The sequence below is a fragment of the Pseudomonas sp. IC_126 genome, from assembly GCF_004331835.1.
Lineage (GTDB): Bacteria > Pseudomonadota > Gammaproteobacteria > Pseudomonadales > Pseudomonadaceae > Stutzerimonas.
On record NZ_SJSS01000005.1, the window covers coordinates 115,342 to 135,301 of the forward strand.

The following is a 19,960-nucleotide window of genomic DNA, read 5'->3' on the forward strand; positions in this document are numbered from 1 at the left end:
GAAGCTGGCAGAAAAAGCGGAAGTGGAGGTCATGGCTGCGTCACCGACTTCAAGCTTCCAGCTTTCCGCTTCCAGCTCCACGCGAAGCGCGGTCGATAATGAATCAGCACGTCGCAGGCCAGCAGGAAGAACAGCACCATGCCCTGGAACAGCTGGGTGATGGACTGCGGCAGGTTGGCGGCCATCTGGGCGTTCTCGCCGCCGAGATAGAGCAGCGCCATCAGCAGGCTGGCGAAGACGATGCCGATCGGGTTGAGGCGACCGAGGAAGGCCACGGTGATCGCCGCGTAGCCATAGCCCGGCGATACCTGCGGCACCAGCTGACCGATGGGTCCGGTGACTTCCGCCACGCCAGCGAGCCCGGCCAGGCCACCACTGATCAGCAACGCGAGCCAGATCAGCCGACGTTCGCGGAAACCGACGAGGCCGGCGGCCCTGCGATCCAGGCCAAGCACCTTGATCTGGAAACCCAGAAAGCTCCGTTGCAACAGCACCCAGACGGCCACCAGTGCCAGCAGCGCGAACCAGAAACCGGCGTGCACGCGCAGGCCGTCGATCAGCTCCGGCAGGCGGGAGGCATCGCCGAACATCGCCGACTCGGGGAAGTTGAAGCCGTCCGGGTCCTTCAGCGGACCGTGCACCGCGAACAGCAGCAGGTTCAGCGCGATGTAGTTGAGCATGATGCTGGTGAGGATTTCGTTGGCGTTGAAGGCAGTCTTCAGCCAGGCGCAGAGTCCGCCCCAGGCGGCCCCGCCAAGAATGCCCGCGCCGAGCGTCAACAGCAGTGCCAGGCGGGAATCCCAGTCGATGATGTTGACCGCCAGCGCACTGCCGGCCAGCGCGCCGATCAGCAGCTGACCCTCGGCACCGATATTCCAGATGCGGGCGCGGTAGACCACCGCCAGCCCCAGGGCGCAGAGCAGGATCGGCAAGGCCTTGACCATCAGCTCGGAGAGCCCGTAGAGATCGCTGACCGGGTCGATCAGCAGCACCTTCAGCGTCTGCAGCGGCGGATGGCCGAGCAGGGCGAAGAGCAGGGCGCCGCTGACCAGTGTCAGCAGCGCGGCGAGCACTGGCGAGAGCCAGAGCATGGCGCGGGATTCGGCCCCGCGTGGTTGCAGTGTGAACAGCATGGCGAAGGCTCGTCAGGCAGCGGTGGACAGGGAGGGTTGGTCGAACTGGCCGGCCATCCAGCGGCCGACATCGCTGGGGGCGCAGGCTTCGGTCCGGTGTTGTGGCGAAAGTCGGCCATCGCAGAGCGCGGCGAGGCGGTCGCTGATCTGGAACAGCTCGTCCAGGTCCTCGGAAATCACTAAGATCGCCGCGCCCGCATCGCGCAGTTCGATCAGCGCGCGGTGGATGGCTGCCGCAGCGCCGACGTCCACGCCCCAGGTCGGATGCGCCGCCACTAGCAGCCGGGGCTGCTGGAGGATTTCGCGGCCGAGAATGAATTTCTGCAGGTTGCCGCCGGAGAGGCTCGCCGCCGGCGTCTGAGTGTCCGGCGTCTTCACCGCGAAGTGTTGGATCACCTTTGTCGCGAATTCCTGAACGCGCGTGCGCTGGATCAGCCCGTGGCGAAGCATGCCCCGCTGCTGGAAGGCGGTGAGCAGGCCGTTGTCGGCCAGGCTCATGCCGGGCACGGCGCCATGGCCAAGACGTTCGGCGGGCACGAACGCCAACCCGTGGCGGCGACGCGCGTCCGGGCGCAGGTGTGCCGCCGGCTCGCCAAGAAAGCGGATGCGTTCGGCATCGCGCCCATGCAGGGTGCGCTCGCCGGACAGCAGCGCGAGCAGTTCGTCCTGACCGTTGCCGGCGACCCCGGCGATGCCGACAATCTCGCCGGCGCGCACTTCCAGGCTCAGGTTATCGAGCGAAACGCCAAAGGGGTCGGCATTTCGCCAGGACAATCCTTCCACCTGCAGAAAGGGCGCACGGCCTTCGGCCTTGCGGTACTTCGCTTCCAGACCCTCGGCGTCACCCACCATCAGCCGTGCCAGATCCAGGTCGCTGCACTGGCTCGGCACGCAGGTACCGGAAACCTTGCCCGCGCGCAGCACCGTGGCCTTCTGGCAGAGGGCGCGCACTTCGTTCAGCTTGTGGCTGATGAACAGGACGCTGCAGCCCTCGGCAGCCAGACGCTGCAGCACCACGAACAACTCGTCGGCTTCCTGCGGGGTCAGCACCGAGGTGGGCTCGTCGAGGATCAACAGGCGGATGTCCTGCATCAGGCAGCGCACGATCTCCACCCGCTGGCGCTCGCCGATAGACAGGCTGTGCACCAGGCGCTGCGGCTCCAGTGGCATGCCGTAGCGCTGAGAGACCTCGCGGATGCGTGGCTCCAGCTGCTTTGGCGTGCCGGCGCCCACGCCCAGCGCCAGGGCGATATTTTCTGCCACGGACAGCGTCTCGAACAGTGAGAAATGCTGGAACACCATGCCGATGCCGCGTTCGCGCGCCTGGGCCGGGTCGCGCATGACCACCGGTTGCCCTTCCCAGACGATGCGGCCGGCATCGGGCTGAACCACGCCGAAGATGATCTTCATCAGCGTGCTTTTGCCTGCACCGTTCTCGCCGAGCAGTGCATGAATTTCGCCGGGCGCGATGGTCAGGTCGATGCCATCGTTGGCGACAGTTCCGGGGTAGCGTTTGGTGATGCCACGCAGCGCGAGCCGCGTATGAGGCAAAGGTGTGGGCATGGGTCATCGCTCATCGGGACGTTGCCAGGCAGGTAGCAAAAATCTGGCCATAAGGTCAGGAATTCGCTCGCAGCGCCGCCGGCTGAGCTTGCAGCGCGGGGCTTGCGCTACCCTGCGCGCCGCTGTGCTGCTAAGTGGTGCATGGGCGGCCCGGGGGGGAAGGCTGCGCACCCCTAAGGTGCTCTGGCGAGGCTTCTTGTGAGCTACCAGATGCCCTCATGCAGCGCGGCGGCTTCCTCTTCCAGCAGCGGCCCTATTACTTCGACCTGGCGCTGGCCGGCTTCGAAGACGATGCGGCAAGGCAAATCCAGCGTGGGGTTCTCCGGATGATTGCCGGTGATGGCCTTCAGGCTGCGTTCGGACAGGCCGTAGACGACCCGGCCCAGCCCGGCCCAATACGCGGCACCGGCGCACATGGCGCAGGGTTCGGCAGAGGTGTACATCGTGCAGCGCGAGAGGAATTCCGGCGTGTAGCGGGTCGAGGCGCGGGTCATCAGCACCCGCTCGGCGTGGCCGGTCATGTCGTGGTCGGGCATGTAGGCGTTGCCCTGTTCCAGCAGCACTTCGCCGTCCGGCCCGACGAGGATCGCGCCGAAGGGATGGGTGCCGTTTTCCAGCGCGCGGCGGGCCACGTCGAAGCTCTTGCGCAGCAGGGTGAGGTCTTGTTCGTTCATGGGCGTCTCATCGTTGGCAATGTCATAGGTGAACCGTTTTTGTAGGGGCGAATTCATTCGCCCATGGGCCGCCAATGCGGGCGAACAAGTTCGCCCCTACAGGAGCAGCGCCGGTCCGCATTACGCTCATGACTGCTGCGCCTTGGGCAGGCTCCAGGGGAAGCACAGCTTCTGCAGCAGGCCGATCAGGTGGAACAGCACCAGGCTGATCACTACCAGCATCATCAGCGCGGCGAAGGCCTGCGGCACCTGGAACATCGAGGTGGAGAAGTTGATGAAGTAGCCCAGGCCCTTCTCCGCGGCGACGAACTCGGCCACCACCGCGCCGATCACCGCCAGGGTGATGGAGATGCGCAGCGCCGAGAACAGGTGCGGGATAGCGTAGGGCAGGCGGATGTTGCGGTACTCGCGGGCCTTGGAAGCGCCTAGCGAGCGCGACAGTTCCACCAGTTCCTCGGGCGTCGCCAAGAGGCCGGTGACGCAGGACACCACGATGGGGAAAAACGCGATGAGGAAGGTAATGAACACCCGCGGCAGGTCGCCGGCGCCCATCACCACCACGATGATCGGCGCTACCGCGACGATCGGCGTGGACTGCACGATCACCAGCAGCGGATACAGCGTGCGCGACAACACTCGCGAAGACGCCAGGGCGATCGCCAGCGGGATGCCGATCAGGATCGACAGGCCGTAGCCCATCAGCGTTACCCGTAGCGTGGCGAAGATATGCTCGGCCCAGGCGGCGAGGCCGACCTTGTGCGTTGCGGCGAGGATGGCGCTGGGCGAGGGCAGCACGAAGCTGGGCAGCTTCAGCAGGCGGCAGGCCGCTTCCCATACGAGCAGCAGAACGAGCAGCGCGAGCCAGGGCGCGAACCGCTCGGCCCCGGCCCGGAATTTCAGCGCCTTGAGCTTATTAATGGTCGGCATGGCGCGAGAAGACTTGGCGGCGGATATGGTTGGCGAGCTCATTGAAGCGTGGCTCCGTCAGGGTTTCCATGGACCGCGGGCGCGGCAGATCGACGTCGATGATTTCCTGCACGCGACCGGGGCGCGCCGACATCACCAGGATGCGGTCGGCCAGCAGCAGCGCTTCGGGAATCGAGTGGGTGATGAACAGCACCGTCTTCGGGCGGCTGCTCCAGATGTTCAGCAGTTCCAGGCTGAGCTCGTCGCGGGTCAGGGCGTCGAGGGCCGAGAACGGCTCGTCCATCAGCAGAATTTCCGGGTCGTGCAACAGCGCACGGGCGATCGCCGCACGCTGCTGCATGCCGCCGGACAGCTCGTCCGGGCGCTTGCCGCCGAACTCCTTGAGCCCCACCAGCTCCAGCAGCTCCTCGGCGCGGATGATTTCCTGCGCAGTGACGCGGCCGTACTTGTGGCGCATGGGGAAAGTCAGGTTGTCGCGGATGTTCAGCCAGGGCAGCAGCGTCGGCTTCTGGAAGACGATGCCGACCTCGTCGCGGGGACCATCCACCGGGCTGCCATAGATGCTGACCTGGCCGTGGGTCGGCCTGACCAGTCCGGCGAGGATGCGCAGCAGCGTGGATTTGCCGCAGCCCGACGGGCCGAGCACCGCGATGAACTCGTGGCGACCGATGTCGAAGCTGGCGTTGTCCAGCGCCACCACTTCGCTGCCGTCGGATGAGGTGAAGACCTGGCTGACCCGGTCGAAGCTGATGTTGGGGCGCGATGTGGCGTCCAGGGTTGCGGTGCTCATGGCATCACTCGCTGAGGCTGGAGTCGATTGCGCTGGCCGGATCAAGGCTGTCGACCGCCGTGCCCTGAGCCCTGGCGACCCATTCCCAGGTCGTGGCCAGGCGCTTGGCATCGAAGCCGCTGCCTTCGGCGGCGCTGATCTCGTTCTGCATCAGCGGCACCGAGGCGGCGAATTGTTCCTCGGCCTGCTGCTCGTCGACCTCGGAAACCATCTTCTTCAGCGCAGCCGCCGCCGCGGCCGGGTCGGCGATGGCGTTCGCCTGGGCCTGCTGGTAGGCCTTGACGAATTTCTTCGCCACTTCGGGGTTGTTCTGCACGAAACGCTGCGACGCCACCAGCGACAAGCCGTAGCCTTCGAAGCCGTATTCGGACCAGGGAATGGTATTCAGCGTCTTGTCCGCTTCGCCGAGGGCGCGGACGAAACCGGGGGCGACGGTCAGCCAGTTGATGGTGGCGTCGACCTTGCCGGTGGCGAGCATTGGCGCCAGCGCGCCGGGATCGACTTTGAGCAGCCTGACGCTGCTCGGGTCGATACCGTTACGCTCCAGCAACAGCGGCCAGACCACGTTAGAGGCCGAGAACGTCGGGGTGGCCACGGTCTTGCCGACGATGTCCTTGAAGGCGTTTATGCCCGAGCCTTCGGTGGTGAAGAAGGCGTCCGGCTGCTTGTTGTAGATCGGCGCGACCGCCACCACCGGCACCTCGCCCTGGGCCTTGGCCTGCAGCAGTGAGGCCAGGCCGGCGGAACCGAAGTCGGCGCTATTGGTGGCCAGCTTGGTTACCACGTCGCTGCCGCCGCGGGCGCTGGAAATTTCCACCTCGATGCCTTCGGCGGCGAACAGCCCTTGCTCGACGCCGAGGTAGATCGCCGCCTTGTCGCCGGCTGGCAGCCAGTCGTTGAGCCAGCGCACCTTGTCGGCGGCCAGGACGGATTGGCTGAACAGGGCCAGCAGGGCGCTGGCGATCAGGGTTTTCTTGAACATGGGGAAACTCCTTGAAATTGGCTGGTGAGGGCCATGCAATAAACGCGTCAGAGAACGGGGTTTGGGTGGTGGGCGAAGAAATCCAGCAGGGCGGCGAGCAGCGCTTCCGGCGCAGCCAGTTGCGGCGCGTGGCCGCAATCGAGCACCGTGCGCTCGGCGCCGGGCACCAGTTGCTGCATGCGCTGCTGCACCAGCGGCAGTACCGAGCGATCCTGCGCCGCCTCCAGATACAGGCGCGGCAAACGGCCGAAGCGTCCGGCCGTCCAGTGCGCGGCGATATCGCGTCCACCGTCGGGTTGCACCGTCAGGCGGCGGGCTGCACGCACGGCGGCCGATGCTGGTGCGTCGTGAAAAAACACTGCGCAGGCGGCGTCGCCGGGCACCCGGCTGCCGCCCACGGCGGGTTGCAGGTACGGGCCGATGCCGCTGACTTCGGGAAAGTCTCGGCTCAGTTCAGCGCACAACTCGGCGAAGCGCATGCCGCTGGGCAGCATCATGCCGGCGACGTAGGCGACGCCTGCGATGCGCTCGGCATAGCGCTCGGCCAACGCGGTGGCGGTAACTCCGCCGCCGGAATGGCCGACCAGGTGCACGGGCCCGTCCAGGGTCTCGATCAGCGCGCCGACGTGCTCGACGTAGCGTTCGAGCGAGACCTCGGCGAGCGGCGTGGCATCGCTGCCGTTGCCCGGCAGGTCGACCGCGTGGTGCTTGTGCCCGGCGCTGTGCAAACCATCGAGCAGCGAATCCCAGACCCAGCTGCCAGCCCAGGCGCCGTGGATGAGAACGATGTCAGCCATAGGTCCTCCGGTACATTTCGCGCAGGTGTTCTTCCACGGTCACGGCGGGGTAGCGTGGCGCCTCTCCCGGTGCCAGGCAGACGGGCAGGCATTCCACCGTCAGATCCAGATTGCCGGTGTAGAAGAAGGGCACCGAATAGCGTTCGCGCCCGGAGCGGTTGATCACCCGGTGGCGGTTGGAGCGGTAGCGATCGTTCGTCCAGCGGCTAATCAGATCGCCCAGGTTGACCACATAGGTGCCTTCGATGGGCGGCGCGTCGATCCACTCGCCGCTGTCGACGGCCTGCACCTGCAGCCCGCCGGCATCATCCTGCAGCAGCAGCGTCAGGGCGCCGAAGTCGGTGTGCGCACCGCAGCCTTTCTCGCCGGGCGCGGACTGTGCTGGCTGGGGCGGATAATGCAGCAGGCGCAGGGTGGCGGCGGCATCCTTGAGCAATGGATCGAAGTGATCGGCGGGCAGCTCCAGGGACAGTGCCAGCGCGCCCATCAGCCGCTCGCACACTTGGTTGACGGCCTGGAAGTAGCGCTCCATGACGGCGCGGAACTCGGGTAGCTCCAGCGGCCACTGGTTCGGCCCCTGGTTGAACTTGCCGGCCAGCGTGCGGGGATCGTCTTCGGCTACCTCGTTGCCGATGTAGAAGCCTTCCTTCAGATCGGGCGGGCTGCCGGCTTCCAGCGTCTGGCCGCGCAGCGGCTCGTAGCCCCGGTTACAGCCGGACAGCGCCTTGTCCAGCGCCAGCTTCGCCGCGCTTGGCAGGGCGAAGAAGCGTTCGGCCTGCTGCTGCACGGCGGCGATCAGTTCAGCGTCGATGCCATGGTTGTGGATGTAGAAGAAGCCGCAGCGCTGGCAGGCGTCGCGAAGCTGCTGCGCAATCTTCTGGTGGGCGGCGGGGTCGTCGTGGCGCAGGTCGCCGATGTCGATCAATGGCAAGTTGGGGGCGGGGCGCATCGGGCTCCTCCTGTGGGGGTGTGAAACCATCCTAGGGAGGCGCTTGCTGCTCTCGATAGCGCTGATTTTGTGCCGGGCCGATGCCGAAACGGCATCGGCCCGAAAGGGTGCGCCTCATGCTTCGTACAGGTGCGTTTCGGCGGCCACGCGCTGCGCCAGTTGGTCCTCCACCAGGCGGATGAAGGCATCCAGCGCAGCCGGCAACGATCGACCGCTGCGCACGTAGACGCCCAGCTCGGAAACCACGGGCTGCTTGGCTTTCAGCGGCACCAGCTGCAGCTGTCCGGCAGCCAGTTCCTCTTCGATGCCGAGGCGGGTCTGGAATGCCAGGCCCATGCCGCGCATCGCCAGGCGCTTGGCCAGGTCCACCGATGCACTTTCTAGGAGCACGGTCAGCGGCTTTTTCGGGTTGAGTAAAAAAGGCTGCAGATGACGGCGGATCGACAATTCCGGCCCCGGCAGGATCAACGGATAGCGTGCGCATTCGGCGAAGCTGACACTTGCCTGCGCCGCCAGCGGATGCTCCGGCGGCATGATCGCACCCAGGACGAAACGCCCGACGGCGTACTGGCGCAATGACTCGCTGCGTTCCACGGCATAACCCAGGGCGACATCCGCATCGCCGCCGGCCACCGCGCGCGCGGCCTCCTCGGAGCCAGCCGAGCGCACGGTGACCCGCAGCATCGGATAGCGGGTCAGCAGCTGTTGCAGAACCATCGGCAGGAAACTGCTGTTCAGACCTTCCACCGAGACGATGGACAGCTCGCCGCGGCGCAATCCCTTGAGTGCGTCCAGCTCGCTGACCATACGGTGCTCGTCCTGCAGAACGGTGATCACATGCAGCGAGAATATCTCGCCAGCCGCGGTCAGCCGCAGCCCGCCGGGCAGGCGCTCGAACAACGGCGAGCCGATTTCCTCTTCCAGTTGCAACAGCTGACGATTGACCGCCGAAGAGGCGACGTGCAGCCGCCGCGCCGCTTCACGAATGGAGCCACAGCGGCGGATCATGTCGAAATACTTCAGCGCACGGGCGTGAATATGCATGGCCTAGGTCCGTCGAGCCCGCGCGCCGGTGGTTTGAACTGTCGTTACTGGAAGCGCCAGCCCGCAACCCTTGAGGATGACCCGCACGAGGTTGTCGGTCGCGTTAGCGAAATCGTTTTTGGTCATGCGCTTGCCGTTGATGCGCAGGATCTGGTCGGAGAAGTCGGCGTAATGCTGGGTACCGGCCCAGATGAGGAATATCAAGTGCATCGGGTCGACCGGGTCCATCTTGCCTGCCGCAATCCAGGCCTCGAACACCGCCGCGCGGCCGCGGAACCAGTTGCGGTAGTCCTGGTTGAAATGCTCGGACAGGCATTCGCAGCCGCTGATGACTTCCATGGCGAAGATCTTCGAGGCCTGTGGGTGGCGGCGGGAGAACTCCATCTTGATGCGGATGTAGTCGGCCAATGCAATGGCCGGATCGTCATCGACGGTGAGGTCGTCGAAGGCGGTATCCCAGAGTTCCAGGATGTGTCGCATTACCTCGACGTACAGCCCCAGCTTGCTATTGAAGTAGTAGTGCAGGTTCGCCTTGGGCAGCCCGGCGCGGGTGGCGATGGCGTTCATGCTGGTGCCCTTGAAGCCGTAGCGGGCGAATTCTTCCGCCGCCGCGGCGAGGATGGTTTCCTCGTTCTGCTGGCGGATGCGGCCGGCGGGTTTGCCCGTGGCGGTGTACAGCGGCTGCGGTGCTTCGTTCTTGTTCATAGTCCCTTATCCGAAGAGCGCGTTGACGTCCGTACGCCACCGCATGGGTTCAAGCCCGCTGCGTGCTGGCGACGATGGCGGGTTCGCTCCGCTCGTGCAGCAGTAGGATCGCCGCCAGCGGGTAACGATGCCGGCGAAGCTGGCGAGGATGTGCTGCCGGGCGGCGAAGATGGCCGGGGTTGGAGCGGGGCGGTCGTCCAGGCCATAGATCAGGTCGGACTCGGCGTTTTCTTGCATGCAGTAATCTCGACGCGCACGGGAAAATTGCGGGCTTTGTCGCCTGTCTTGTCTTCGCCTACTGCAAGAAGCTGTCCAGTCGCTTAGGTTTGTCCGCGTGCGCAGCGACCGGCTACGCGGCGGCTGCACGGATTTGGCGATGTTCCCTTCATGCGCTGCGGCATGGTTGAACCTGCGCTATGAGTCCAGGCGAAGCGCTTGTCTGCACCAAAATGGTCCGGCTGGTTCGCGCTTGCCCGTTTTTGTCGCGGTGGGCGAGGCGGTGCGGTATGTCGAGCCGAGCTCGCCGTTGCACCCGCATGCCAAGTGAAAAAAGCTGTCCGATGCGTCAGTTAGAGCGATTCGCATCGGCTCGCCTGCTCCTCGTCCCGGTCTCGGCAAAAGCTGGCACAGCTCGTGCTACGTCACTCAGCGAGTAGAAGCGGTTAGCGTCGATCGAATCTTCCGACGACGTGGGACATTGCTCTTGCGGCCCTTATGGCCGCACGCCCTGTTTTGCACGGGGTGCTTGTTCTCGCCCCTCAAGGGCTCGACAGGAGAGAGGTCAACCGCCATGCGCAATGTCGCGTCGCTCGTTCCTTGCTGCAGCCGTCCGGTGCCGATAGGCCGGATGCTATCGCCTCGCTTTCCTGTGCTTCGTTCGCCTGCTGGCTGCCTCTGGCAGCCGGCGGCATCACCGTGCCTTGCCGATGGAGTTATCCCTATGAAAACGATGGAACCAGGACGTCCTGCGTCCAGATTGTGCAAGTTGGTTCGCCGGGCGCTGCTGCCCATGACGCTGCTCGGCACTGCCTTGGCTGCCGCCTCGGCACAGGCCAACGATAAGCTGACACTGCTCACCTCTTGGTATGCCCAGGCCGAACATGGTGGCTTCTACCAGGCTGTGGCCGAGGGCATCTACGAGAAGCACGGCCTGGACGTGACCGTGAAGATGGGCGGTCCGCAGGTCAACGGCATGCAGTTGCTGGTGGCGCGCAAGGCCGATGTGATCGTCGGCTACGATTTCCAGATACTCAAAAGCGTTGAGCAGGGCCTGCCGGTGGTGGCTATCGGCGCATGCTTTCAAGCCGACCCGCAAGGGTTGCTCACCCATGGTGACGTCAAGGGCCTCGACGGCCTGAAGGACAAGACCATTCTGGTCGCAACCTCCGGACAGACGTCCTGGTGGCCCTGGCTCAAGGCCAAGTACGGGCTGAACGACAGTCAGACGCGACCTTATACCTTCAACCTGCAGCCCTTTTTCGCCGATCCGAACACCGCGCAGCAGGCCTACGCCAGTTCCGAGCTGTTCCAGGCGCGCCAACAGGGGGTGGACGCCAACTTCTACCTGTTCGCCGACCACGGTTATCCGCCCTATGGCTCGACCCTGGTGACCCGCAACGACCTCATCGAGTCGCGGCCCGATGTGCTGCAACGCTTTTATGACGCCACCATGGAGGGCTGGAAGAGCTATCTCGCCGACCCGGCGCCGGGCAATGCGCTGATCAAGCAGGACAACCCCAACATGACGGATGCGCATATCGCCTGGGGCCTCGAGCGCATGAAGGAATTTCAGCTCGTCACGGGCGGCGATGCGGCCACCGGCGGTATCGGCGTGATGACCGACGCGCGTTGGCAGAAGACCCGCGACTACATGGTCGAGGCCGGCCTGCTCGGCGAATCCATGGACTTCAAAAAGGGCTACGACCTGCGCTTCGCCAACGGCGCGCAGAAGGTACTGCCGTAACGCGTACCCGGCCATTCATTTTCGAGCTCGGCGCCTGATCGCCGGGCCGCGCAAGACCTGATGAGGAAAACACTATGTTAGTTACCCAACAGCCTGTGCTGCGTCGCTTCTGGTACGCCCTGATGCCCACCTCGAAGCTCGCCGAAGGTCCGCAGCCATTCACACTGCTCGGCGAACAGCTGGTGCTGTGGCAGAAGCCCGACGGCACGCCGGTTGCCATGCGCGACCGCTGCTGCCATCGCACTGCCAAACTGTCCAAGGGCTTCGTCAGCGAAGCGGGCAACATCGCCTGCGGATATCACGGCTGGGAGTACGACTGCAGCGGGACCTGCGTGAAAATCCCGCAGAATCCCGAAGGCATGATTCCGCCTGGCGCCAAGGTCGAGTCCTTTCACTGCCAGGACCGCTACGGCTACGTCTGGGTCGCGCTGGATGACCCGCTGCAGCCGATCCCGGAATTTCCCGAGGACGGCGCACCCGGCTACCGACGCATCTTCCAGTTCTACGAGGAGTGGAAAACCAGCCCGGTTCGGGTGATGGAGAACTCGTTCGACAACTCGCACTTCTCCTTTGTGCACAAGGCCAACTTCGGCCTGTTCGACCAGCCGAAACCGTCGAGCTACGAGTTCCGCGAGACCGATTATGGCTTCGAGGCTGAAACGCTGGTGCCGATCCGCAACCCCGAGGCGAGCTTCCGGATCACCGGGAGCTCCGAACCGATCACCAATCGCCACCTGATCAACCGCTACTACCTGCCGTTCTCGCGGCGCTTCGGCTGCATGTACCCGGAGAGCGGCATTCACCACATCATTTACAACTGCGCCACGCCGATCGACGACGGTCGGCTGATGCTCGTCCAGTGGCTCTATCGCAACGACAGCGAAGAGCAATGCTCGACGCAGGAGCTGATTGACTGGGATGCAGCCATCACAGCCGAGGATCGCGACATCCTCGAAGCCACCGACTACGACGCCTGTGTCGATACCCGTCGTCGGGTGGAGCTGCACATGCCATCGGACAAGCCGGGCCTGGTGATCCGCAAACAGCTACTGGCGCTGCTCGAGGCGCACGGCGAGAACGAAGTATTCATGACTGCCTGAGTTCGACCCGTAATGCCCCGCGGACAGCTCGCGCAGACGAGGCAGCCCGCGGGAACGGATTCGCCGCAATGACGCGGCGGACCTGCATAAGCCATGGAGACCGTGCATGAACGCCACTACGACTTCGATTTCACGACCCCTGCACCGGGTATTGACCACTCTGGCCCTGCCGCTGGGTCTGCTGGCCGCATCGGCGAACGCCGCCGAACCCCTTCGTTTCGGCCTCAACTGGTTGCCGCAGGCCGAAATGTGCGGCTTCTACCAGGCCCAGGCCACCGGGCTGTACGACCAGGCCGGGTTGGCCGTCGAGTTGGTGCCCGGCGGGCCGGACCGCAACATTCCTTTGCAGGTGGCCACCGGTGACCTGCAGATGGGCATGGGCTCGAGCTTCACCACCTTGAACATGGTTCAGCAGGGCATCCCAGCGCGCACCGTCGCCGCCTTTCTGCAGAAGGACCCGCAGACGCTGGTCGCCCATGCCGACCAAGGCGTCGAGACGCTCGAGGACCTCAAGAGCCGGCCGATCATGGTCGCCAAATTTTCGCAGGCCGAGTTCTGGCAATTCCTCAAGCAACGTTACGGCTTCAGTGATAGCCAACTGCGCCCCTACGCCTATTCCTCGGTGCCTTTCCTGGCCAATCCCAAGGCGGTGCAACAGGGCTACATCACCGAGGATGCGCACTTGCTCGGCAAGGCGTTGGACAAGCCGCCGGTGTCGATCCTGCTGGCCGACTACGGTTACGAAAACTATGCCACCACCGCCTTCGCCACGCAGGCGTATCTCGATGAGCACCGCGACGCCGTTGCCCGCTTCGTCGATGCCAGCCGCAAGGGGTGGCGCGAATGCGCGACCGGCGACTATAGCCCGGCGATGCAGGCGATCCTCGCGGCCAATCCTGAGCATGGCGAGGAGCTGTTCCACTTCAAGATGAAACAGATGCGCGAGCGCGGATTGATCGATAGCGGCGATGCCGTGACCGACGGTCCCGGGGCGATGAGTGACGCCCGCTGGCAGGGCTTCTTCGAGACCATGAGCGCCGCGGGCGTGTACCGATCCGATCTCGATTACCAGCAGGCCTATACCCTGGAATTCGCCAATCCGGCTGCGGCCGTGGCCAAGCAGGAGCCCTGAGATGAGCCAGGACAGCATTCCAGTCATCGACCTTGGCCCGTTCCTGACCGGCGATGCGGCGGCACGCCATGATGTAGCGCGTCGGTTCGGCGCAGCGTTCGAAACCTTCGGTTTCGCCAGCATCGTCAACCACGGCGTCGACCCCGCCTTGGTCGAGCGCATGTACAGCGAGGCCGAGCATTTCTTCGCCCAATCGTTCGCCGACAAGCTGGTCTGGAACCCGCCGGAACAGACCAAGGGCCGTGGCTACCTGCCTCTTGGCATCGAGAGCGTAGCCGCAACGCTCGCCGGCGAAACGCCACCCGATTTGTGCGAGGCATTGGTTTTCGCCTCGCTGCAGCGCGAGCGGGCCGGGCAGGGCTTGCCGAACATCTGGCCGACCGAGCCGCCGACGCTGGGCGAGTCGGTCAATGCCTGGTTCGATGCGATGTACCTGTTGTGTCAGCGCCTGATGCAGCTGTCGGCACTGGCCCTGGAGCTTCCGGACGATTATTTCGAGGCGAGTCATCGCGAACCCTCATTGGCGCTGCGCTTCGTCAATTACCCCGACCAGCCCGAGGCGCCGCGCGAGGGCCAGCTGCGCTACGGCGCGCACCATGACTACGGCGGGCTGACCATCTTGCGCCCCGACCAGGCGCCGGGCGGCCTGCAAGTGTGCGGCCTCGACGGGCAGTGGCGTGATGTCAACGCGCCGGCCGATGCCTTCGTGATCAACGTTGGTGACCTGATGGCACGCTGGACCAATGACCGCTGGCGTTCGACGCTGCACCGGGTTGTCAACCCGCCACGCACGCTGACCGGCTCGACCCGGCGGCTGTCGCTGGTGGCCTTCACTGGGCCAGCAGCAGGCACCGAAGTGGCCTGCCTGCCGAGCTGCTGCAGTGCCAAACAGCCACCGCGCTACGCGCCAGTGGAGGCGGGTGCCTACATCCGCGCCAAGCTGGACCAATCCATGCAGATCTCCACACCGGCGGCCGATCTCCCGGCCGTGCACGGACCCGACCGGAGCACTCAACCATGCTGATGCATTCAATAGCCGTCGACACGGCTCGTCCTGCGCCCGGTGCGCCCGCCAACGAGGCGGTTCCAGTGCTGCTGGCCAATCAGGTCGAGAAGACCTACCCCAATGGCACGCATGCGTTGCAGCGACTGAAACTGGCCATCGGCCGCGGCGAATTCGTCTCGTTGCTGGGCCCGTCCGGCTGCGGCAAGAGCACGCTGCTGAAAATGTTCGCCGGGCTCGAAGCACCGTCGGCCGGGCATGTGCGCTGGTGGGGCAAGGGTGACCTCAACGCGACCCAGACCGATCAGCGCATGGCCATGGTGTTCCAGGAGGCGACGCTGATGCCCTGGGCCAAGGTTGCCGACAACGCCCGGTTGCCGCTGGATCTGGCCGGCGTACCGAAAGCCGAGGGCAACGCGCGCGTTCAGGCAGCGCTGGAGTTGGTGGGCCTCGGGACGTTTGGCGAGGTTTACCCTCGCGAGCTTTCGGGGGGCATGCAGATGCGTGCGTCCATCGCGCGTGCGCTGGCTACGCAACCGAACCTGCTGCTGATGGACGAGCCTTTCGGTGCGCTCGACGAGTTCACCCGCAACCGGCTGGACAGCGATCTGCGCGACCTCTGGCGGGACCGCGACCTGACCGTGGTGTTCGTCACCCACAGCATCTACGAGGCGGTGTTTCTCTCCTCGCGGGTGGTGGTGATGGGCGCACGCCCGGGCCGGGTGCTGGCCGACGTGGCCATCGAGGGACCGGACGTGCGCGACGAGGCGTTCCGCACCAGCCCCGCCTTCATCGAACAATGCGCGCAACTGTCCCGGTTGCTCGTCGAAGCCAACGCCGATGCCGGCCACTGAGGTGATCACCATGGACAAGCGCCCCCAACCCCTGTTGGCCGATCCGCGCTTTCAGCGCATCGCGGCACCCTTGCTGGTCGGCCTGGTGCTGCTCGGCGGCTGGCAATTCCTCTGCGTCGCGCTGAAGGTCCCGACGTATCTGGTGCCGACGCCCCAGGATATCGGCCGAACGCTGATTAGCGATGGCCCGATACTGCTCGGCGCGCTGATGGTGACGCTGAAGATTACCTTCCTGTCGTTCGCGCTCGCAGTGGTGCTCGGCGTGATCGCCGCGTTTCTGTTCGTGCAGAGCCGAGTGATCGAAGCCAGCCTGTTCCCCTACGCGATTCTGCTGCAGGTCACGCCAGTCGTGGCGATCGCGCCGCTGATCATCATCTGGGTGAGCAATACCACGCTGGCCTTGACCATTTGCGCGACGCTGGTGGCGATCTTCCCGATCATTTCCAACACCGTGCTGGGCCTGCGCAGCGTCAATCCAGGCCTGCTCAATCTGTTCCGGCTGAACCGCGCGAGCCGCTGGCAGACCCTGGTGCGCTTGCGCATTCCCAGCGCCTTGCCGTATTTCTTTGGCGGCCTGCGCATCGCCTCGGGGCTGGCGTTAATCGGCGCGGTGGTCGCAGAGTTCGTGGCCGGTACTGGCGGTACCGGGGCGGGATTGGCCTATCAGATTCTGCAGGCCGGCTTTCAGTTGAATATTCCGCGCCTGTTCGCCGCGCTCCTTCTCATCGCCATGACCGGCGTACTGCTGTTCAGCCTGATGGCCGCGCTGGCGCGCTACAGCCTTGGGCACTGGCACGAGAGCGAGCAGGGGTAACGCAGCCACGAGCCGTCGGGCCCACCGCAAACATCAAAACGCCGGTGGGCTAAAGCCCACCCTACTGCCGGATCTGAGCTCGCCTCGATTATCCATCCGCAGGTCACGCCGGATTGCATCGCGGCCCTCGGTTGGCTCGGAGTAGGGTGGGCCTCAGCCCATCACTGCCATCAGACCGCCCGGCCACCCTACCTTTCATGCATCGCGGGACCGCTTGCCGTCGCGATCGACTGTCTACAGGATTCTGGACCTATGAAAACCAACACCAACTGGCTAATCCGCAACGCCAGCGCCATTCTCACCGGCCTGGCAGGTGATGCAGCACGTCACGCCGGGCCTGATATCCGTATCGTCGAGGGACGCATCGCGGTGCTTGGGCAACTCGAACCACAGCCGGGGGAGCAGGTCATCAATGCGCGCGACTGCGTGGTCTATCCGGCCTGGGTCAATACTCATCACCACCTGTTCCAGTCATTGCTCAAGGGCGAGCCCCAGGGACTCAATCAGACGCTGACGCCCTGGCTAGCCGCCACGCCTTATCGTTTCCGCGGTGCCTTCGACGAAGACAGCTTCCGTCTGGCCGCCCGCGTCGGGCTGGTCGAGCTGGTGCGTTCGGGCTGCGGCACGGTAGCCGACCACCACTACCTGTATTACCCCGGCATGCTGTTCGACAGTGCGGCGATCCTGTTCGAGGAGGCCGAGGCCTTGGGGGTGCGTTTCGTGCTCTGTCGTGGCGGCGCGACGCAAACCCGTCAGCTCGAAGCCGACTTGCCACAGGCACTGCGTCCTGAGCGCATCGATAACTACCTCGCCGATGTGGAGCGCCTGGTCGCGGCGTACCACGACCCGGCTGCCGATGCCTGGCGCCGGGTGGTCATGGCGCCGACCACGACATTGCATTCGACCACGCCTGAAGAGTTGCGCCTGACCGCAGACGTGGCGCGCCGTATGGGCATTCGCCTGCACAGCCACCTGTCCGAGACCGTCGACTATCTCGACGCGGCGCGCGCCAAGTTCGGCATGACTCCGGTGCAATTCTGCGTCGAGCAAGGCTGGGTCGGGTCGGACGTCTGGTTCGCGCATCTGGTCAAGTTGTTGCCCGAGGAAATCCGGCTGCTCGGCGAGACGGGTACCGGTATCGCCAGTTGTCCACAGAGCAACGGCCGGCTCGGAAGCGGCATCGCCGACCTGCCTGCGCTGGAAGCGGCGGGTGTGACCGTGTCGCTGGGCGTCGATGGCGCCGCGTCCAACGAGGCCGCCGACATGCAGTCCGAAGCGCACGCCGCCTGGCTGTTGCAGCGTGCCCGGAAAGGCGAACGTGCGCAGCCGCGCTATGACGGCGGCACCTTCGAAGGCGGCGCCGATGCCGCCAGCATCGAGGACGTGCTGCGCTGGGGTACCGCCGGCGGTGCCAAGGTGCTGGGCCTTGACGCCATCGGTACGCTGCAGGTCGGTCAGGCTGCGGACCTGGCCATCTACCGACTCGACGACCCGCGCTATTTCGGGCTGCACGATCCGGCCATCGGTCCCATCGCCAGCGGCGGTCGCGCCCATTTACAGGCGCTGCTGGTGGGTGGTCGGCGGGTGGTCGAAGACGATGTCATCCCGGACCTCGACATGGCTGAACTGGGACGGAGCGCGCGCGAAGCCATGACGCGGCTGATGCAGCGCGCGGAGCCACTGGTGTGAGCTGGTTCGATATGCGCGTGCGCGCCCTGCGTGAAGAAGCACGCGACATTCTTGGCGTTGAGCTGGCGGTGGAGGATGGCGCGCCGCTGCCCTTCGACTGGTTGCCTGGTGCCCATGTCGATCTGCGTCTGCCGGATGGGCTGGTAAGGCAGTATTCGTTAGTCAGCCGGCCGGCCGATGGTCATCTGTATCTCGCCGTCAAGCGCGAGCCTGAATCGCGTGGTGGCTCCCGCTGGCTGCACGAGGCACTTCGCCTGGGCCAGATACTGCGGGTCGGCGCGCCGCGTAATCTGTTCGCCCTTGATGATGGCTCGGACGCGGTCATGCTGATTGCGGGCGGCATCGGTATCACGCCCTTGCTGGCGATGTACCGCAGCTGTCGCGAGACCGGCAGGCCGGTCCGGCTGCATTGTTTCGCACGCGAGCAATCAGGGCTGGCTTTTCACCGGGAGCTCGAAGGGCAAGCGGACGTGTTTCTGCATGTGGGTCTGGACCGTGCTGCGCTGCAGGATCGCCTAACCGAATTGCTGTCAGAACACGCCACGAAGGCCGGTCTGTATTGCTGCGGTCCTGCGGGCTTCATGCAACAGGTGCGCGAGCGTGCATTAGCTGAAGGTTGGCCGGAGTCGGCGCTGCACCAGGAGCATTTTCAGGCCACTAAAGAGCCGACCCCAGCAGGGAGCTTTGAACTGGTGTTGTCTGCCAGTGGCAGGCAGGTGCAGGTTGGAGCGGGCGAATCGGTTGTTGCGGCCGCAGCTCGTGCCGGGGTCGAGATTCCGCTTTCGTGTGGCATGGGAATATGCGGTTGCTGCCTGACCCGGGTGCTCGACGGCGTACCGTCGCATTGCGATGACTACCTGGATGCTGATCGCAAAGCCTCTGGCAATTGGATCTTGCCCTGTGTCTCGGGCTGTTCAGGTGCGCGGCTGGTATTGGACTGCTGAGACGAGCGCCGACATTTAAGGACAGTGGCGCTCCAGCGATGCAGCGCCGCCCATGGAATCGGGCGGCGCAGGCGATCAGAAGTGAGCCTTGACGATGGCGCTGAAGGTGTTCTGGTCGGTTGGGCCTACAAAGTTTTCGCTGACGAAGCCGCCGTCCTCGATGCCGTATTTGTTCGACCAGTAGTCATATTCGATACCGACATAGAGCTTGCCTGGCGTGTAATCCAGTGCCTTGCCCAGGTCGTACTTGATCTGCGGGTTGAAGTGGAAATTCTTCTTCAGCTCGGTGTTGCTGTTGCTCTTATCGTTCACTACCCAGTCGATGTAACCGTCGAAGAGAATGTCGGACTTGCCCACGGGAATGGTCATTGCCCAGGTCGGGGTTACCTGCCACTGGCCGGAAGGCTTGCCGGTGGTGCCGTCGGGCTTACGGTAGTAGAGATTGACGTTGAACCGATCAAAGCCGGGGATGCTCAGGTCGACGGCGGGTCCGAACAGATAGTTCTGGTTGGGAGTACCGTCATCCTGGCTTTCGCCGCGTTCATAGGTGAACGCGAGCAGCACATCCTTGATCGGCCCGAAGGACAGGTCGGTTCCGCTGATCTTGCCGAACGACAGACGTGGGCTGAACTCGCCGTAGTAGGTATGGCCTTCGCCGCCGGACAGGCCGTTGTACCACTTGTTGTCGACGAACAGGAACATGTCCCCCCAGGTCCAGCCACTGGCATGTTCGAAGGTGATCGTCTGCTGTATTTCGCCAGCATCGACTTTGAAGTCCTTGCCGTAGAGGTAGGTGAGGCTGTTGTTCTGCCAAAGCATAGGGGAAGCCATGGACTGGCTGGCGAACAGCAGGCCAGCGGCGAGGCCGGCCAGGGTGAGGCTTGCTTTCATCAATCT

Annotated in this window: 19 protein-coding genes and 1 pseudogene; 8 read left to right on the forward strand and 12 right to left on the reverse strand. The window is 64.7% G+C overall.

The window, feature by feature from the left end; genetic code table 11:
• Positions 1-29: 29 nt before the first annotated feature.
• From E0D86_RS16120 to E0D86_RS21670, 11 genes and pseudogenes are all read right to left on the reverse strand, one after another.
• Entirely contained in the window at positions 30-1,133 is a 1,104-nt protein-coding gene (locus tag E0D86_RS16120) for an ABC transporter permease (RefSeq protein WP_131651060.1), read from the reverse strand.
• Positions 1,134-1,145: 12 nt separating this feature from the next.
• On the reverse strand, positions 1,146-2,696 hold the full coding sequence (locus E0D86_RS16125; protein WP_131651061.1) for an ABC transporter ATP-binding protein: 1,551 nt from the start codon (positions 2,694-2,696) through the stop codon (positions 1,146-1,148).
• A 203-nt stretch (positions 2,697-2,899) separates the two neighbouring features.
• Complete coding sequence (locus E0D86_RS16130) at positions 2,900-3,370, reverse strand: nucleoside deaminase (RefSeq protein ID WP_131651062.1); 471 nt, start codon at positions 3,368-3,370, stop codon at positions 2,900-2,902.
• A 126-nt stretch (positions 3,371-3,496) separates the two neighbouring features.
• Positions 3,497-4,297, reverse strand: a complete 801-nt coding sequence (locus E0D86_RS16135; protein WP_131651261.1) for an ABC transporter permease — start codon at positions 4,295-4,297, stop codon at positions 3,497-3,499.
• A complete protein-coding gene (locus tag E0D86_RS16140; protein WP_131651063.1) occupies positions 4,284-5,087 on the reverse strand; it encodes an ABC transporter ATP-binding protein in 804 nt (267 codons plus the stop codon). Before E0D86_RS16140 ends, E0D86_RS16135 begins: the two co-directional genes overlap by 14 nt.
• Before the next feature lie 4 nt (positions 5,088-5,091).
• Positions 5,092-6,069, reverse strand: a complete 978-nt coding sequence (locus E0D86_RS16145; RefSeq protein ID WP_131651064.1) for an ABC transporter substrate-binding protein — start codon at positions 6,067-6,069, stop codon at positions 5,092-5,094.
• Positions 6,070-6,116: 47 nt separating this feature from the next.
• Positions 6,117-6,866: an alpha/beta fold hydrolase gene (locus E0D86_RS16150; protein ID WP_131651065.1), complete on the reverse strand. Its 750-nt coding sequence runs from the start codon at positions 6,864-6,866 to the stop codon at positions 6,117-6,119.
• Entirely contained in the window at positions 6,859-7,815 is a 957-nt protein-coding gene (locus E0D86_RS16155) for an isopenicillin N synthase family oxygenase (RefSeq protein ID WP_131651066.1), read from the reverse strand. Before E0D86_RS16155 ends, E0D86_RS16150 begins: the two co-directional genes overlap by 8 nt.
• Positions 7,816-7,929: 114 nt before the next feature.
• On the reverse strand, positions 7,930-8,859 hold the full coding sequence (locus tag E0D86_RS16160; RefSeq protein ID WP_131651067.1) for a LysR family transcriptional regulator: 930 nt from the start codon (positions 8,857-8,859) through the stop codon (positions 7,930-7,932).
• Positions 8,860-8,862: 3 nt separating this feature from the next.
• Positions 8,863-9,564 (reverse strand): TetR/AcrR family transcriptional regulator, encoded by a 702-nt coding sequence (locus E0D86_RS16165; protein WP_131651068.1) that lies wholly within the window; start codon positions 9,562-9,564, stop codon positions 8,863-8,865.
• Positions 9,565-9,684: 120 nt separating this feature from the next.
• Positions 9,685-9,801: pseudogene (locus tag E0D86_RS21670) on the reverse strand (hypothetical protein); the annotation flags it as partial.
• A gap of 703 nt (positions 9,802-10,504) precedes the next feature.
• Between E0D86_RS21670 and E0D86_RS16175 the strand changes: the two are divergent.
• The 8 genes from E0D86_RS16175 to E0D86_RS16210 all read left to right on the forward strand — a co-directional run bounded on the left by E0D86_RS16175 (position 10,505) and on the right by E0D86_RS16210 (position 19,063).
• A complete protein-coding gene (locus E0D86_RS16175) occupies positions 10,505-11,527 on the forward strand; it encodes an ABC transporter substrate-binding protein (protein ID WP_131651070.1) in 1,023 nt (340 codons plus the stop codon).
• A 74-nt stretch (positions 11,528-11,601) separates the two neighbouring features.
• On the forward strand, positions 11,602-12,627 hold the full coding sequence (locus E0D86_RS16180; RefSeq protein WP_131651071.1) for an aromatic ring-hydroxylating dioxygenase subunit alpha: 1,026 nt from the start codon (positions 11,602-11,604) through the stop codon (positions 12,625-12,627).
• A gap of 106 nt (positions 12,628-12,733) precedes the next feature.
• On the forward strand, positions 12,734-13,759 hold the full coding sequence (locus E0D86_RS16185) for an ABC transporter substrate-binding protein (protein ID WP_131651072.1): 1,026 nt from the start codon (positions 12,734-12,736) through the stop codon (positions 13,757-13,759).
• 1 nt (position 13,760) lies between these two features.
• Complete coding sequence (locus E0D86_RS16190; protein WP_131651073.1) at positions 13,761-14,783, forward strand: isopenicillin N synthase family oxygenase; 1,023 nt, start codon at positions 13,761-13,763, stop codon at positions 14,781-14,783.
• Complete coding sequence (locus tag E0D86_RS16195) at positions 14,777-15,616, forward strand: ABC transporter ATP-binding protein (RefSeq protein WP_131651074.1); 840 nt, start codon at positions 14,777-14,779, stop codon at positions 15,614-15,616. Before E0D86_RS16190 ends, E0D86_RS16195 begins: the two co-directional genes overlap by 7 nt.
• Before the next feature lie 85 nt (positions 15,617-15,701).
• Positions 15,702-16,430: an ABC transporter permease gene (locus E0D86_RS16200; protein ID WP_177493064.1), complete on the forward strand. Its 729-nt coding sequence runs from the start codon at positions 15,702-15,704 to the stop codon at positions 16,428-16,430.
• Positions 16,431-16,682: 252 nt separating this feature from the next.
• Entirely contained in the window at positions 16,683-18,119 is a 1,437-nt protein-coding gene (locus E0D86_RS16205; protein WP_131651076.1) for an amidohydrolase family protein, read from the forward strand.
• Positions 18,116-19,063 (forward strand): PDR/VanB family oxidoreductase, encoded by a 948-nt coding sequence (locus tag E0D86_RS16210; RefSeq protein WP_131651077.1) that lies wholly within the window; start codon positions 18,116-18,118, stop codon positions 19,061-19,063. The genes E0D86_RS16205 and E0D86_RS16210 overlap by 4 nt, the downstream gene beginning before the upstream one ends.
• A 75-nt stretch (positions 19,064-19,138) precedes the next feature.
• On the opposite strand, the gene E0D86_RS16215 is transcribed toward E0D86_RS16210, so the two are convergent.
• The gene (locus tag E0D86_RS16215; RefSeq protein WP_131651078.1) at positions 19,139-19,954 is read right to left on the reverse strand and encodes an outer membrane protein OmpK; all 816 of its coding nucleotides are present in this window, start codon (positions 19,952-19,954) and stop codon (positions 19,139-19,141) included.
• Positions 19,955-19,960 lie beyond the last annotated feature (6 nt).